General features: G+C 39.7%; 12 protein-coding genes. 5 read left to right on the forward strand and 7 right to left on the reverse strand.

Features of this window, described 5'->3' with window-relative positions:
- Positions 1-59: 59 nt before the first annotated feature.
- Positions 60-1334 (reverse strand): alginate lyase family protein, encoded by a 1275-nt coding sequence (locus tag J7E57_RS22045; RefSeq protein ID WP_215130869.1) that lies wholly within the window; start codon positions 1332-1334, stop codon positions 60-62.
- A gap of 902 nt (positions 1335-2236) precedes the next feature.
- Here J7E57_RS22045 and J7E57_RS22050 point away from each other — a divergent pair.
- The 4 genes from J7E57_RS22050 to J7E57_RS22065 all read left to right on the forward strand — a co-directional run bounded on the left by J7E57_RS22050 (position 2237) and on the right by J7E57_RS22065 (position 4803).
- Entirely contained in the window at positions 2237-2773 is a 537-nt protein-coding gene (locus J7E57_RS22050) for a hypothetical protein (RefSeq protein WP_215130867.1), read from the forward strand.
- Between the two features lie 534 nt (positions 2774-3307).
- On the forward strand, positions 3308-3667 hold the full coding sequence (locus J7E57_RS22055; RefSeq protein WP_215130865.1) for a ferredoxin: 360 nt from the start codon (positions 3308-3310) through the stop codon (positions 3665-3667).
- Between the two features lie 127 nt (positions 3668-3794).
- Positions 3795-4262: a hypothetical protein gene (locus J7E57_RS22060; RefSeq protein WP_215130864.1), complete on the forward strand. Its 468-nt coding sequence runs from the start codon at positions 3795-3797 to the stop codon at positions 4260-4262.
- The gene (locus J7E57_RS22065; protein WP_215130862.1) at positions 4252-4803 is read left to right on the forward strand and encodes a hypothetical protein; all 552 of its coding nucleotides are present in this window, start codon (positions 4252-4254) and stop codon (positions 4801-4803) included. The genes J7E57_RS22060 and J7E57_RS22065 overlap by 11 nt, the downstream gene beginning before the upstream one ends.
- Positions 4804-5501: 698 nt before the next feature.
- Here J7E57_RS22065 and J7E57_RS22070 read toward each other — a convergent pair.
- From J7E57_RS22070 to J7E57_RS22085, 4 genes are all read right to left on the reverse strand, one after another.
- Complete coding sequence (locus tag J7E57_RS22070; RefSeq protein ID WP_215131152.1) at positions 5502-6191, reverse strand: ATP-dependent Clp protease proteolytic subunit; 690 nt, start codon at positions 6189-6191, stop codon at positions 5502-5504.
- A 77-nt stretch (positions 6192-6268) separates the two neighbouring features.
- The gene (locus J7E57_RS22075; RefSeq protein ID WP_215130860.1) at positions 6269-6538 is read right to left on the reverse strand and encodes a hypothetical protein; all 270 of its coding nucleotides are present in this window, start codon (positions 6536-6538) and stop codon (positions 6269-6271) included.
- The gene (locus J7E57_RS22080) at positions 6519-7079 is read right to left on the reverse strand and encodes an RNA polymerase sigma factor (RefSeq protein WP_215130858.1); all 561 of its coding nucleotides are present in this window, start codon (positions 7077-7079) and stop codon (positions 6519-6521) included. Before J7E57_RS22080 ends, J7E57_RS22075 begins: the two co-directional genes overlap by 20 nt.
- 575 nt (positions 7080-7654) lie before the next feature.
- Positions 7655-8647 carry a helix-turn-helix domain-containing protein gene (locus J7E57_RS22085; RefSeq protein WP_215130856.1) on the reverse strand — a complete coding sequence of 331 codons (993 nt, stop codon included), beginning with the start codon at positions 8645-8647 and terminating at the stop codon, positions 7655-7657.
- A 159-nt stretch (positions 8648-8806) separates the two neighbouring features.
- Between J7E57_RS22085 and J7E57_RS22090 the strand changes: the two genes are divergently transcribed.
- Positions 8807-9424: a class I SAM-dependent methyltransferase gene (locus tag J7E57_RS22090; RefSeq protein WP_215130855.1), complete on the forward strand. Its 618-nt coding sequence runs from the start codon at positions 8807-8809 to the stop codon at positions 9422-9424.
- A gap of 187 nt (positions 9425-9611) precedes the next feature.
- Here the strand turns inward: J7E57_RS22090 and J7E57_RS22095 are convergent, their stop codons facing one another.
- Positions 9612-11123, reverse strand: coding sequence for a sulfatase (locus J7E57_RS22095; protein WP_215130853.1), 1512 nt, complete (start codon positions 11121-11123; stop codon positions 9612-9614).
- Positions 11124-11572: 449 nt separating this feature from the next.
- A complete protein-coding gene (locus tag J7E57_RS22100) occupies positions 11573-13831 on the reverse strand; it encodes a glycosyl hydrolase family 95 catalytic domain-containing protein (RefSeq protein ID WP_215130851.1) in 2259 nt (752 codons plus the stop codon).
- Between the last annotated feature and the right edge of the window lie 301 nt (positions 13832-14132).

Raw genomic sequence — 14132 nt, forward strand, 5'->3', positions numbered from 1 at the left:
TTTCTGAATCTGTTATTTTGAGACAGGCTCTTTGTCTTGCTGAATTAAGCAATTGCCTATCAACGGGAAAAAGTAAGTGTTCCGAAGCCGAGTTGATCATAACCACCACTATTTGGCCCATAATCTCCACCGCCGCCCTCAGGCCGTACTTTCTCGGCAAATTGGCTAGTATAGGTAGCTGTTTTTCCTTTTACCTTCACATAATAATTGTAAACCAGCTCCCATCCCGGACGTATGGTACCTCGTCCAGCGCTTGAAATAACCGTGTGATTTGAATTTTCACAGTTGTTATAAGTTGTAAAGGGAACGCTATTGGTTGTATTGATGTTATAGGCCGCTATATATTCACTAACCCCTAAAAGCGGCGGGTTAACATGGCTCCAAGGGTTATAATCGAAAAAATTTTGGCCCTGGTTATATAACATTTGGCAAAAGGTACCGAAAAGCGGGACCTCCATCGTAGCATGCCCCTGATCTCTCCCCGCCTCCTGGCCCTGGTCCATACCATTGGGATATGTGGCGGTAGTCACTCTTCCGATAAAGGCGGTGCCGGTTCCACTATGCTGATAATAATCTATTGCATAATTAATCTTGGCCACATCATCGCAGAGAATGCCTATGGCCAACACCGTGCATAAGTTAGACATATCCCAGTTAAACCAGTAATGTGTATCACAGGTATTGTTATGTCTGTTCAGAAAATCGCTCGACACGGGATAGTATACATTCAGCATAAAATTTTTAAAAGCAGTAAAATCTGATGCAGACCAACCACTATAACCCCGCATAATTTCTGCAGCATTGGCCCATTGGTAACCTTGCAGGCCAGCCGCCAGCTGTTTATTGCTGTCCCCATCAATATACTTGCATTTAACAGCCCAGGCATTCATAATCGCTACGGCATTTGCCCCACAAGCTGCATCGCCCTTAATTTTCCACCGTAGTGCATTCTGATAGGCAGCTGCAGCATCCTGACAGGCCAGGATATAATTTTCAGCCCTTCCGCTTGCTGCCCTTCCACGCACAATTGTATCAACCGGCCGCGGAACATAGGTGGCTGCAGAACGGCCATTGGCTACAAGTTTATTCCAGCCATCCAGCCAGGGTTGTGCCCCTGCATTTACCTTGCTGGTCATTCGGGCAAAATCAGCAGCAGAATGAAGCATCCCTGGGTGTACAACAGTACTTACCCGCCCTAGCGCAGCGGCTACCAATTGTTTTTCGGGCACCAGACCAGCACTCAAATCTGCGGGATCTTCAGTGACGATTGGCTTACTGCATCCGCAAATGACTGTTACCGCGCAAAGTGTGAATAGATTCATTTTTGTTTTCATAGATAATAGATAATTGGTTAAAATATGATCCGCCTTTAAATGCAAAAGGCTGGCTTAACAGCCCTTTGCATTGTGACATGCTTATTTTCAACAATCAGCCTCATTGGTGTCAGGTTATTCAGATATAAGAAATAAACGTGTAAAAGATAATTTCCTGATAAGTTTCATTTGTTAATTAATTTTGGTTAGATTTTAATATTAATCTTTGGTGGACGAGCCATCCCAGGTTTATATATTCCAAAGACAAAATTGTAAGCCCTCCATACTCTTTTTGTAAGATATATTTTACATTTCAAAATCAATAACCCACAATTGAACATCACCCAGCTACATTTAGCTTAGGTTAGTCAAATGTAAGCCAGGCAAGTACAGAACTACTAGCTGCAAGTTCTGAACTACCAACTGCAAGCATAGAACTCCCAACTGCAAGGTCTGAACTAACACCTACAAATTCTGAACTATCAGCTGCAACGTCTGAACTAACGACTGCAGTGTCTGAACTGTCGACCGCAAAGTCTGAACTGCCGACCGCGAAGTCTGAACTGACGACCGCGAAGTCTGAACTGACGACTGCAAGGTCTGAACTAACGACTGCAAAGTCTGAACTGTCGACTGCAACCTCTTAACTGTCGACTGCAACCTCTGAACTACGAGCTGCAGGATGAAACCGCCTTCATTTGTGCACCATTCTTCAAAAAGATTTCGTGAATTGTTTTATTGTACTTATCTTGGTAGTGCAGAACAGTAATTAACAATATCTTTTAACTTAATCGGAGAAACATAAAATAAATTAAAAATTTCACAATATTCCTGAGTGAGCGGCTTAGACCCGCATCTTTCAATATCTCTGAAAAGAGTTAATTGTTGTTCTGCAGCACTCAGGAACTTTTTTATCAAATGTTATGCAGAACAACAATTGTAAAAACCCAAACACAAAGCTCCCAAATCAGGTAGCAGCTGTAAGCGAATTCCGGAAACTGATTGAAGCCTATTTCGATATGATTAGTTTATCGGATGTGAACCAACTCCTTACCCAAATGCTCAGCGCCTGTACCGGCCCCGATCCGCGTTTGGGCAAACATAAACCCATTACCATTTCCAACGCCCTTTACGATGTAAACAACATCATCAAGCTATTTACCAAAACGAAACCTTTGGCCAATGATGATGCCTTTCAACAATATGCCCAAAACCAGGCTTATCAATTGCAGGCCGTTGGCCATTTTGATGTAGAACACCTATCAGAACTGTTATATTATGGCTTAAATGCTTACATCTTTCAGGAAGAAGATTATGAGGGTGCAAGCCTAAACTTTTCAGCCGAAATTACCGCTGCATATAAAATGATTTTTGATTGGTTTACAGATTGCGATGCCTGGCGTAATTCTTTTGAGCGTGATGAATGTAATGAAACAATCGGTTTAGCAGCTACACTTTAAACGTTCAAATTTTAATTGGCCATTTATCTTATGCAGCTATGAGGGGTGCCCAACGGGCAGGGTGGTTAAGGTTTTTAACCACAGATGCACACAGATAAACACGGATTTTTATAGCTGTGTGCATCTTTTTTATCTGTGGTTAAATTATTTTTGCTTGTGTAGTATGGCTTAACTTAATGACATTGGACTTGCGCCAGAACGGGGCTCCAGTAAAGCGATTTCACATCATTCAACGCTACATCACCAGTTACCTTTCCACAGTAGAAGGTTTGCTATTATTACACCTGTTTCGTAAAGATTTACGATAAGAAGCCTTGTTAACACCGACCTCATAGAAAGCTAAAATGCTTAAATATAGGTACTGGAATTTTAAATAATAAGGCTTATACTTGTACAAAAAGACGTAAGGAACAATATATTGCACACGCTAGTAAGGACAATTAAGATGCTGTTAATTCATAGTTTCGCATATTTATGAACCAATCAACAGTGATTTTAAAAAGATACTTCAAATGACAAAATCATAATATTTAAATGGAATTCCTGAAAAAGATATTTTTAACAAAGACAAAAGATAAAGACATACCGTTACCAGAAAGGTATCCTGAAAATTCTATTGGAGATTTTTATGTAGAGAACCAGGTTTGTATTACTTGTGGTGCACCCGAAGCAGAAGCACCAGACTTAATAGAACATTCTAAACTTGAATATGGACATTGTTATTTTAAGAAACAACCTACTACTGCTAACGAATTAGACCGAGCAATTAATGCAATGCAAGTATCTTGTATTGAAGGCATTAGATATGGCGGCAAAGACAAAGCGATACTTAAGAGACTTTATGATTTAGGTTTACAAGCAGAATGCGATTATAAACTGGAGGATTTAGAATGACACAAATCCCATTACTAGCGCAAGTCTTAGTTCTATACTAGTGGGTTGGATGAGTAGAATGAGAAATAATATTACACTCTAAAAAGTTTACATTTTAAGTAAACTTTTCCGTATATTTGAAACAACAATGTATGTAATCAATGAAAGCACAGGTAAAAAATATGCTGTAATCGTCAGCAAAATTGATGCGACCGAGATTGCGAAGATCAATAAAACAAAACGGTTTGCTTTCAACTGGAACAAAGAGAAACACTTTAGTGTTTACAAACTAACGTTAGAAGACTCCGCAGAACCAATAGGCATGTTATCAATTGCAGAAAGACCAGACGATTACGCATTAGAAATCAGACTTCTCGCCTCATCGTATGAAAATGTAGGTCCTGAGAAAATTTATAGCAGGATTGCAGGTTGCCTGATTTCTTACGCCTGTAGAGAATCTTTTAAACTGGGCTATGATGGCTTTGTATGCCTTAAACCTAAAACTAAACTGGAAGCCCTTTATATCAAAAGATATGGATTACAGTCAACAAAGCTATTTCTGGTAACAGAAGGAATAAATTCGATAAAATTGATAAAGGAATATTATGAAAACTAACAAGAACAGAAAAGAAATACAGGAGGTAGAGTTTTCAAAATTTACCGATCAGGAACTTGCAGAAGCCTATATGTTCCCTTCCGATGAGGTACAAACTGCTCAGGAAAAAAATGCAGAACAGGACTTTTGGACAAATAGGAGAAAACAGTTCGAGAACAGAAGTGAAAATGAAAAAATGTACAATAGACTACTACAGCTTAAGTTCCAGCTTGAAGACTATATCGGTAGCAACCAATATCATAAAGCATTTAACTTCGGTTATTTTCTAAATGAATATGTCAATAGACAAGATAAAAAAGACAAACAGTTCGCTATTGAGGTCGATGTTACCCCTGCTGTACTCAGCCAGTATATCAACAATCACCGAAAGCCCAAAGATGAATTTGTGATCAGACTTGAATTACACTCAGGAGGCATGATTCCTGCAATCAGCTGGTTTAAAGTTATACAAAAAGATAAGGAGCACGATATCATCACCAATCAACAATTAAGGCTGGAAGAGAGTAAACACGTAAAAAACAGACTCGAATTCGCCTATTGATCTGAAGAATAAAGGAATTAAAAATACGGTTTGAAACTTATTCCCCTACTAGCCATTACTAGCGCGAGTATTAATGTATAGGTTAGCGGGCTTGATGACTTGCGCCAGAACGGTGTTAGCAAAACGCCTAAACTATTCTTAAAAATATGTCAACACCATAAAGGGCAGGGTGGTTAAGGTTTTTAACCACAGATGCACGCAGATAAACACGGATTTTTATATCTGTGCGCATCTTTTTTATCTGTGGTTAAATTATTTTCATTACTAGCGCGAGTCTTAGTGTGCAAGCTAGCGGCGCGGATGACTTGTGCTTAGCAGAGATTTAATTAACGGGTTTATTAAGCACAAGTCAGGCCTATACTTTGGCCAGGAGCGCTAAGACTTGCGCTAGATACGATTTAATTTTTATTCTCGTTCTGACGCTTGAGTTCATCCAAAATCCCTTTTAAAAGCTCGTTTCTGTGATAATTAGATTTACTGATATTATCCAATCTACTTAATATAAAGTAAATGATAGTTACAACTACCAGAATTTGAATAGTTAAAACAGCGATCGACATAAAATTCATAACGAGTGTTAATTAGTTTTTATCTAAGATAAAGAATAATATCATCCTAAACCAAGCCTATTCTCAAAAGGTGGCTTAAGTGAGGAATGGATTGTGAAAGCCATAACTCACTCTAAATTAAACAAAACCCTATTCCCCACGTGTTAACACCTCATCTATCATTCCAAATTCCTTTGCTTCGATGGCGGTCATCCAATAATCGCGACTGGCAATTTCATTTATCCGCTCATAACTTTGTCCACTATGTTTCGCCAAAATGTGGTACAGATCTGATTGTACTTTTAGCACTTCTCTGATCCTGATATCCATATCAATGGCGGTTCCCTCTGTCCCACCCGAAGTTTGATGAATCATAACCCTCGAGTGCTGCAGGGCCGAACGTTTACCCGCGGCTCCCGCGCACAACAATACTGAACCCATAGAAAGTGCAATGCCCGTGCAAATGGTAGCTACATCAGGCGCGATATACTGCATGGTATCATAAATGCCAAAGCCAGCATATACCGATCCACCTGGAGAATTGATATACAATTGGATGTCGCTTTTGGTATCAACCGACTGCAAAAAAAGCAATTGCGCCTGTATTACATTTGCATTCTGCTCATTTACGGCTTCCCCTAAAAAAATAATCCTGTCCATCATCAACCGCGAGAAAACATCCATCTGTGCCACATTCAGCTGGCGTTCTTCCGTAATATAGGGCGTCATGGCAACAGGCATGGCATAAGCGGCAGTTCTGCCCATATACTGATCTACATAAAGGCTGTTTAAGCGTTGGTGTTTTACCGCATAAAGGCGGAATTCTTTGTTGATATCCATCATATTGATTTTAAATTTTAGGCATAACAATGCCCTGCCCTGATAATGGGGCATGATTTATAAATTAAATTGATTGTTTATTTGCTGAACAAACGCATTACCTTTTGCCTGAAGCTTTGATGCTCATCGGTATTAAACAACGTTTCGTGTACATTTTCAATTTCATCCTTAAGCTGCTTCCGGCCGTAATTACGCACCATCTGATAGGTTTTGTTCTGCCAGTAAACCTGCTGCTTGAGTTCAGGCTGTAGGATCATTTTGGCTTCGAACAGGAAACTTTCTCCATCCTTATTCTCCGACAGCAAATAATGCTCTATTAAACGGAGCTCATTCAACGATGTCTTCATATTTTAAGGATTTTGCTTTAACTGTTTCTTTTACTTTTTCGAGGCATTTAAATTTCTGAGCGGTTGCAGAACGTGCACCCGAAAAGCCAAACCGCTGTGCCAGTGTTTCCATATCCAGTTTTTCGTAATAGAAAGCACTGAGCAATTGCATACATTTCTGTCCGGCCTGCTCCAGTAAATGCATCAGTTTCCCCGAAGAAACTTCCTCATACCTGGTATCTACCAAATCGATCTCTTCATTAAGAATGAGGCCAAGCTGATCAAAGGAAACATGCTTGTCGTTTTCTTGATAACGTTTAATCCATAAATATTTGGCAATCCCAAATAAATAGGCTTTCTCTTGATACTTCAGCCTCAGCCCCGAAACCTGTACTTTCTCGCAATACACCACCAGCGCATCCTGAAAAATGTCTTTCGCTTCCTCAAATGATCCGCCCATCTTGCTTACATGCCTTGCCACCAAAGGAAAAGCTTCTTTGTAGAGTTTCATAAAAAGTGCTTCGCGCTGGCTGGGCTGCTCTTTAGTGGATGTCGCTATCATGATTACTATGCTTTATATAGTATGTGACTATTTTTGATCAGATATCACCTAAAATTAGTAATTATTTTTTTGGCGGTAGTTAATCTATTCTTCGGGAACATATTGTAAAAATTGTTTGGAGCGTTATGCTAGAGCTTGCTTTGAAATAACACAGCCCTTACCGAAGCACGCCCATCAATCCCAATCTTAATATTAAATCCTACTGTGTGGACAATTATCTTTTAAGGAAAGTTTAGGCGTTATGCCAGCTTGCTTTGAAATAACTCAACCCTCACCGAAGCACGCCCGTCAATCCCAAGGGCCAGGAAATCAAAAAAACAGTAGCACAACAGTACAAATGGCACTATCAAACCTCAAACGCAGTGGTTTTGTGTTTCATGCCTGCAAAAACTTTCACCCACCCTTAACTAACAAACCCCAAAGGGCTCAATCAGACCAAAGAAACTAGCCAACACACCTGATTAAACAAAGTGCCGCTGTTTTTTTGATGTGTATGGGGTTTGTGTAAAAGGCCCCTTGCCGCGGCATAGAGCGGTAGCGGAATATCCACGGTACCGCATTAATCAATTCCCATCTTAACTCTTCAGCTTACCCGGTGTTACTGCAAATTTCTTTCTGAAAGCATTGCTGAAGTGCTGTACAGATGAATAACCAAGCATAAATGCCACCGATTTTATGGGTAGCCCCTCAAGCAGCAACTCTTTTGCATGGTTAAGCCTGTAATCACTCAAATAACCGAATATGCTGTTATCAAACAGGCCTTTAAAGCCCTGTTTAAGCTTAAATTCGTTAATGCCGCATAATTTAGCCAGTTCTGCAACCGATGGCGGCTGGTGGATATTGGCGATAAGGTAATCCCTTGCATGATAAAGACAATCCCTATCGTAGGCAGAGTGTAATGCGGCAGGCTGTTTTTGGTTAATGGCACGTTCAAAAGCTTCGGCCTGGAGCACAAGCAGTTCAATACATTTCGATTCGATAAACATACGTTTCAGGCCTTCGGGATAATCACAATCGAGAATATCGCGGATGCAGTGCTGCATGGCCCATGAAATGGGAAGGTTTTGCTCCGCCAGCTGCGTATAACGACCGGTATCGGCATAATCTGCCAAAACCTGCAATGCTTTGGTGGAATGTTCTGCCAGTTGCAAAAACTTTTCTTTCGCAAAATGTACCTCAAAAAAGCGGTAGCTATGGCCGGTATCATATTTGCCTGTACCATCAAGCTCAGGCATGTAAATAATATTCTGCTGGTTGGAATTAAAGATGTACTGCTGCTTATTTACCCGGTTAAAGATGGTGCCGTTGCCGGAGAGCGTAAAACGCAGTTTAACCATATCGGGCACATCGTAAGTGGGCCTGAAATACATCTGTTGCTGTTTAAACATGATATCGCCATATACGATATAGATGCCAGGGATATTGATCTGTACCAATTCGGCATCGCTAAAAGAAAAACTGTATTTCTCCTTCCTTTCTGTTACCAATCCATCCCGAACAGGAAGATCATCAAAGCTGCCCCCTACCTTTTTCCAGGCGCCGTAATCTTTACCAACATTGATTCCCATAAAGGCAATTATCACAAAAAAAGCCGAGCTAAAGTAATGGGGTTATCCACAATTCGGTTTTCTGTAAAAGAAAATCCTTTTGATGTAAAAGCGTAGGGCTGCTATTTTTCAATTTTGCCCGAATTGCGAAATGCACCGCAAGAAACTAATAACGATACCATGGAGGAGCAAGAAGACCTGAACACATTAACGCAAGATCAAAAAACTGACGTTCTCCCACCCAAAAACACCCTAATTTTTAAACTCTTACAAGATTTACCGCTAAAAACGGATGAAAAAGTATTAGAAATCGACCCAGCCGGAACCGAACACCTCTCTTACCTGTTTCAAAAAGCAAAAAACATCAGTTATTCGGGCACTTACGCTATCGAATCTGCAATAAAAGAGACCTTTTTTACTTACAAGGCTGATGGTAATGCAGTAGAGTTCATTAAAACAACAGGTAATAAACTCGATTTCCAGGATAATTTCTTCGATTATTGTTTTACGGCGAATACCATTTATTTTTGGCCGGATCCGCTAAAATACTTAGCTGAAAGCTACAGTGTGTTAAAACCTGGGGGAAAAATGAACCTTGCCTTTGTTGAAAAAAACTTTGGTGGCGACCTGCCCTGGACACAGCTCGATTTTACGTTTTACGAGATTGATGAAGTAAAATCATTTTTCAAACAATCGGGATTTTCGAATATTGAAGTAAAGAAAGTAATGGAAACGATAATGGATCAAAACGGAAAGGAAATCAGCAAACCGTTTATCGTGGTGTCTGGCCGGAAATAATTGATGATCTGGCTAAATTTAACAAAACATTATCCTTAAAAGATTGGAGAGGCGCACAGGATTTTGAAAAAATTGCACTATTGAAGGCTCAATATATAGCCAGTAAAAACACAAAACAGCCAAATGCGCTCAATAGCGCATTGGCCGCCTTCGGCATTAAATTATTGGCAACAACCTCAGCAGATATTTAAAGTTCTGCCATAATACTTTTGGCATCCTGGTCGTCATACTGATCGATAAGATGGTTTAATTTGCCTTTTAATTGCGCAACAATACCTGCATATCCTTTTTTGCCATATAAATTATTTTCTTCTGAGGGATCATTTTTTAGATCGTACAATTCCCAGGTATTCAAGCGTTTGTAAAAGCGGATTAATTTATATCGTTCGGTTCTAACGCCAAAATGAGGAGATACCGAATGTTCACCATTTTCATAATAATGATAAAACATGGCATCCCTGAATGCTACTTTTTTTGATTGAAACAAAGGCAGCATCGATTTCCCTTGCATAGCTTGTGGTATTTTAAGCTTTGCGGCATCAAGCAAGGTTGGCGCAAGATCGAGATTCATTACAAATGTTCCGTTTTCACTTCCTGGCTTAATCACACCGGGATAACGCATTATCATTGGTGTTCTGAAAGATTCTTCATACATAAAACGTTTATCAAACCAACCATGCTCGCCTAAATAAAAACCTTGATCTGAAAGGTAAATTACAATGGTATTTTTAGTAAGATTGTGTTTTTCAAGGTAATCGAGCGTACGGCCAATATTCCGGTCGAGCGATGCTGCTGTGCTTAAATAATCGCGCATATAACGTTCATATTTCCATTCAACCAAAGCTTTGCCTGTTAAATTCCGGCTTTTTAAATCTGCTTCGATTGGCTTGTAGTAGGCATCGAATCTGGCCCTTTGTGCTAAGTTCATTCGGTTAACGCTACCCTCTCCATTTTTGCTATAAGAAAGCATTTTCAGATCGTAACCCATTAACATGGTTTTATCAATGGTCATATCCTGTACTTTTGCCGCTTCCCGGTTTACATAATTGTCGTAAAAATTTTTAGGCAAAGGGAATTTCACTTTATCAAATTTCCCCATATCAGCCGTATCCGGAAGCCAGGTGCGGTGCGTAGCTTTGTGCCCAATAACCAAACAGAACGGCTTCGATTGGTCTCTGTTATCTAACCACTGCTCGGAGGCATCTTCTATGAGATTGGTTACATAACCTTCTTTATGTACCGTTTTACCATCCATGCCGATAAAATCGGGGTTGTAGTACTGCCCCTGATCTGGCAGAATGCTGTAATAATCAAATCCCTGAGGCTTATCGCCCAGGTGCAACTTACCTATCCAGGCTGTTTGATATCCGCCAGACTGAAGGTGTTTGGCAAAATTATCCTGTCCATGATCAAAATGAGAGGTTTCATTATCTTTAAAGCCATTTTTATGGCTATACAATCCTGTTAATATAACGGCCCTGCTCGGTCCGCAAATAGAATTGGTTACATAAGCTTTGTTAAAGGTTACCCCCGACTGAGCAATACGATCGATATTGGGTGTTTGCGTTAATTTACTACCATAACTGCTTATCGCCTGAAAAGCATGGTCATCAGAAATGATGATTACAATATTGGGTTTTTGCTGGGCATAGCCTAGTTTGCAGCATAACAGCGCAGTGATTAATATTATTTTTCTCATTGATGATTTTGATATGAATCGTATATAAAAGGTTTATTATTAACGTTTTTAGCTTCTTGCTAAAGCTGGGTATGATGCGTACCGTATACCCGTAAATTTACAAAATGCCTGTTATTTTATATACTTTGGTAAAACGGAATTTACTATCTACCCTAACAGTTATGATTAATTTATCGTTATGTTGCTTAAAAATGATCTTCTTTGCATCTCCAAGTACTGTAACGTGTGGTACAAAATATACTTTAATTTATACTGATGCATCGTGTATTTTGGGCGTGCCCCCAAGCTGAGCAAGGGGTCGGGCTATGCGCTGCAAGTCCTCGCTCGTGCCTCGCTGTGGGCTTTCCGCTTCTATCCCTCACGCTTAATAACATCAGCAGTAGTCCTTTGTTTACTTTGCGAAACCCTTAGCGTTCTTTGCGGTTAATTCATCATTCTAGTTAAGGATATTATTCATATCCATTTTCAAAAACGATGGTCTGTCGTTTTTTCAAACTCACTTCGGCAATTCCATCATCGCCCATTTTTACACTTCCAGCAGGCATATCTCTTACCACATAGGTTTTAAAAGGCAGTTTAATTCTAAGTACACCCACTTTTTCTGCATATACTTTTACTTTTGTTGGCACACCGTTTTCTTTATTCCCGCTTACTAAAAAGGCACCTTCAGCACGTAAATTATTAAAAGTTACATCTTTCCAGCTTTGTGGCACTGCCGGGAATGCCTGTATATAACCATTTCTGCTTTGCAATAAAAGTTCCTGAACACCCTGTGCAAAGGCAAAATTGCCTTCTAAAGTAAAAGGGCGGTAGGTGAAGCCAGAGTACTGCCCTCCTTTTTGATCGCCGTTTAAATGAAAACTGTTCGGCGAACAGAAATTGGATGCAAAAATTTCCAGTTGCTTTACCGCCTTATCGGCTTGGTAAGCCCTTGCATATATAGAAGCCATCCAGCTAAAAGAATAACCACACCATGCTCTTGTACCAATTTCTTCTAACCGTTTTAAGGAGTTATCAATAATGGTTTTATCCTGCTTGTGGTTAACATCCAATAAATCGAGTGGATAAATGGCCATATACTGCGACATATGCCTGTGTGAGCTTGTTAAATTAGATCCAGGGGCAATGGTAAAACCGGTTTCATTTATTTCATAACCTGGTAATTGATTCAGCATTTCCGCCCAATGTTTGCTTTCTTCTATCTTACCTTTTGCCTTGCTTACTTCGGCCGCTGCTTTAAATAAAAATTTAGCTAAGGCCAAATCGAAATTGGTCCAGTTTAAGAACCAGGCTTTAATACTGTTATCGTTATACTCTGGACTAGAGCTTAAGGGCAGTGAACGTTTGCCATCTTTCAACCTTGTAATATTCTCCAGGTAGGTTGCAGCTTCATGGATATATGGATAGGCTCTCTTTTTAAGAAACGCTTTATCCATACTATATTTCCACTGCCAATAAAAATGTTGCGCGGTCCATGCGCTTACGGTTGGCGAAAGCGAGTATTGGATCCACCCACCCATTGGGTCGCCATTTAGCGTAATTACGCCCGGAACATTTAAACCCTCAACACCGAAATATTGCTTGGTATAAGTAAGATTTCGTTCTCTGATTTTCCACAGCCAATCGGTAAAAGTGGCTCCTTCGGCCAGGTGGTTAGCGGTATATGTTGGCCAATAACTCAACTGGGTATTTAAATCATTGTGGAAATCGCCTTTCCAGGGCGGTAAGCTGCCATTATCTGCTGTCCAAACAGCTTGTAAAGTTATGGCTGGTGCGCCTTTTCTGGCTACACAACCTAATTTGTACATTTCTAAATAGTATTGTTTTTGAATAAGCTGATCCGGAACAGAGATATTCGATTTATTCCAGAAATCTTTCCACCATTTGGTATGAGAACCCCACCCTGTTGGCTCTTTCGCCGTTGAAGAAATACCAGGTAATCTTGCAGCTTTATCATTACTAATGGTCCAGGAACCCATTATATTACCGTTCGCCATTATTTTCCATTTAACCAACACTTCATAATAATGTCCATCATAAGTAGGCTGACGGTAACGGACACTATTTACCGTATTGTTAACGGTTCCTTTTGCATAGCCCAGTTTTTGCAAACCCTCACCTGCGTGGCTGTTATCGCCTTTTTCTATCAAATTATTGGCGTAATTATGCACAATCAAGTTAGGTATGATTGCCATAGATTTAAGATTTTCGAAACTAAAATATCCCCGTTGCCGCTTTGCATGAATGTAACAGTTAAAAACAGTACCGTTTTCAAATTTTACCGTGTTTAAGGCCGTTTCGATATCCAATTCGTTCGATACTACTTTACCCAACTTAGCGATATCAAATTCCATTGCCGCAGCAGGCAATTTGGTTGGATATGGACTTTTATCATAAGGTTCATCGCCTATTTTTTGAACGGCAGCATAGTTATTTTGGTGAACCTGCTCTTCTACCCACTTAAAATTAAGCTTCGAGATATCAAGCGCCTTACGTTCGTCCCACAGATCTGCACGATCTAAAGAAAGACGTAGTTTATTGTTTTTTTCCCAGATTAAAACACCTAACATCCCATTCCCTAAGGGCATGGCTTCGTCCCATTTATCAGCGAGTTTAGGAAAGGAAAGATTATAAGGTTTTAATGATTGGGCATAAATAAAGTTCCCAATGCACTGAAGCACTAACAGTAAAAAGATTTTAGTTTTCATTTGTGTTTAGAAATGGTTAGTACCTGTTAATGAGATATCGATTTCTAAAATAATGATATTAAATTACAATAAAACCCCTAAAATTTACGCAAACGTTTGATAGGTAATATAAAACAGGCTTTTGCAAAAAAAAGATTAATGCATCACAGATAAGTACCTGTACTTTATATTATTGCATCCGCATTTTATATTAATGCACCTGCGATTTATATTATTGCACCCGCATTTTATATTATTGCACCCGCATTTTATATTAATGCACCCGCGATTTATATTAATGCACCTGCGATTTATATTATTG

Origin of the sequence: Pedobacter sp. ISL-64 (assembly GCF_018613605.1) — a bacterium.
Classification (GTDB): domain Bacteria; phylum Bacteroidota; class Bacteroidia; order Sphingobacteriales; family Sphingobacteriaceae; genus Pedobacter.

Coding starts and splice junctions, on each gene's coding strand:
- J7E57_RS22075 (WP_215130860.1), bottom strand. CDS start 6,538: ATGAAGACATCGTTGAATGAGCTCCGTTTAATAGAGCATTATTTGCTG.
- J7E57_RS22060 (WP_215130864.1), top strand. CDS start 3,795: ATGTATGTAATCAATGAAAGCACAGGTAAAAAATATGCTGTAATCGTC.
- J7E57_RS22055 (WP_215130865.1), top strand. CDS start 3,308: ATGGAATTCCTGAAAAAGATATTTTTAACAAAGACAAAAGATAAAGAC.
- J7E57_RS22080 (WP_215130858.1), bottom strand. CDS start 7,079: ATGATAGCGACATCCACTAAAGAGCAGCCCAGCCAGCGCGAAGCACTT.
- J7E57_RS22085 (WP_215130856.1), bottom strand. CDS start 8,647: ATGGGAATCAATGTTGGTAAAGATTACGGCGCCTGGAAAAAGGTAGGG.
- J7E57_RS22045 (WP_215130869.1), bottom strand. CDS start 1,334: ATGAAAACAAAAATGAATCTATTCACACTTTGCGCGGTAACAGTCATT.
- J7E57_RS22065 (WP_215130862.1), top strand. CDS start 4,252: ATGAAAACTAACAAGAACAGAAAAGAAATACAGGAGGTAGAGTTTTCA.
- J7E57_RS22050 (WP_215130867.1), top strand. CDS start 2,237: ATGCAGAACAACAATTGTAAAAACCCAAACACAAAGCTCCCAAATCAG.
- J7E57_RS22090 (WP_215130855.1), top strand. CDS start 8,807: ATGGAGGAGCAAGAAGACCTGAACACATTAACGCAAGATCAAAAAACT.
- J7E57_RS22070 (WP_215131152.1), bottom strand. CDS start 6,191: ATGGATATCAACAAAGAATTCCGCCTTTATGCGGTAAAACACCAACGC.
- J7E57_RS22100 (WP_215130851.1), bottom strand. CDS start 13,831: ATGAAAACTAAAATCTTTTTACTGTTAGTGCTTCAGTGCATTGGGAAC.
- J7E57_RS22095 (WP_215130853.1), bottom strand. CDS start 11,123: ATGAGAAAAATAATATTAATCACTGCGCTGTTATGCTGCAAACTAGGC.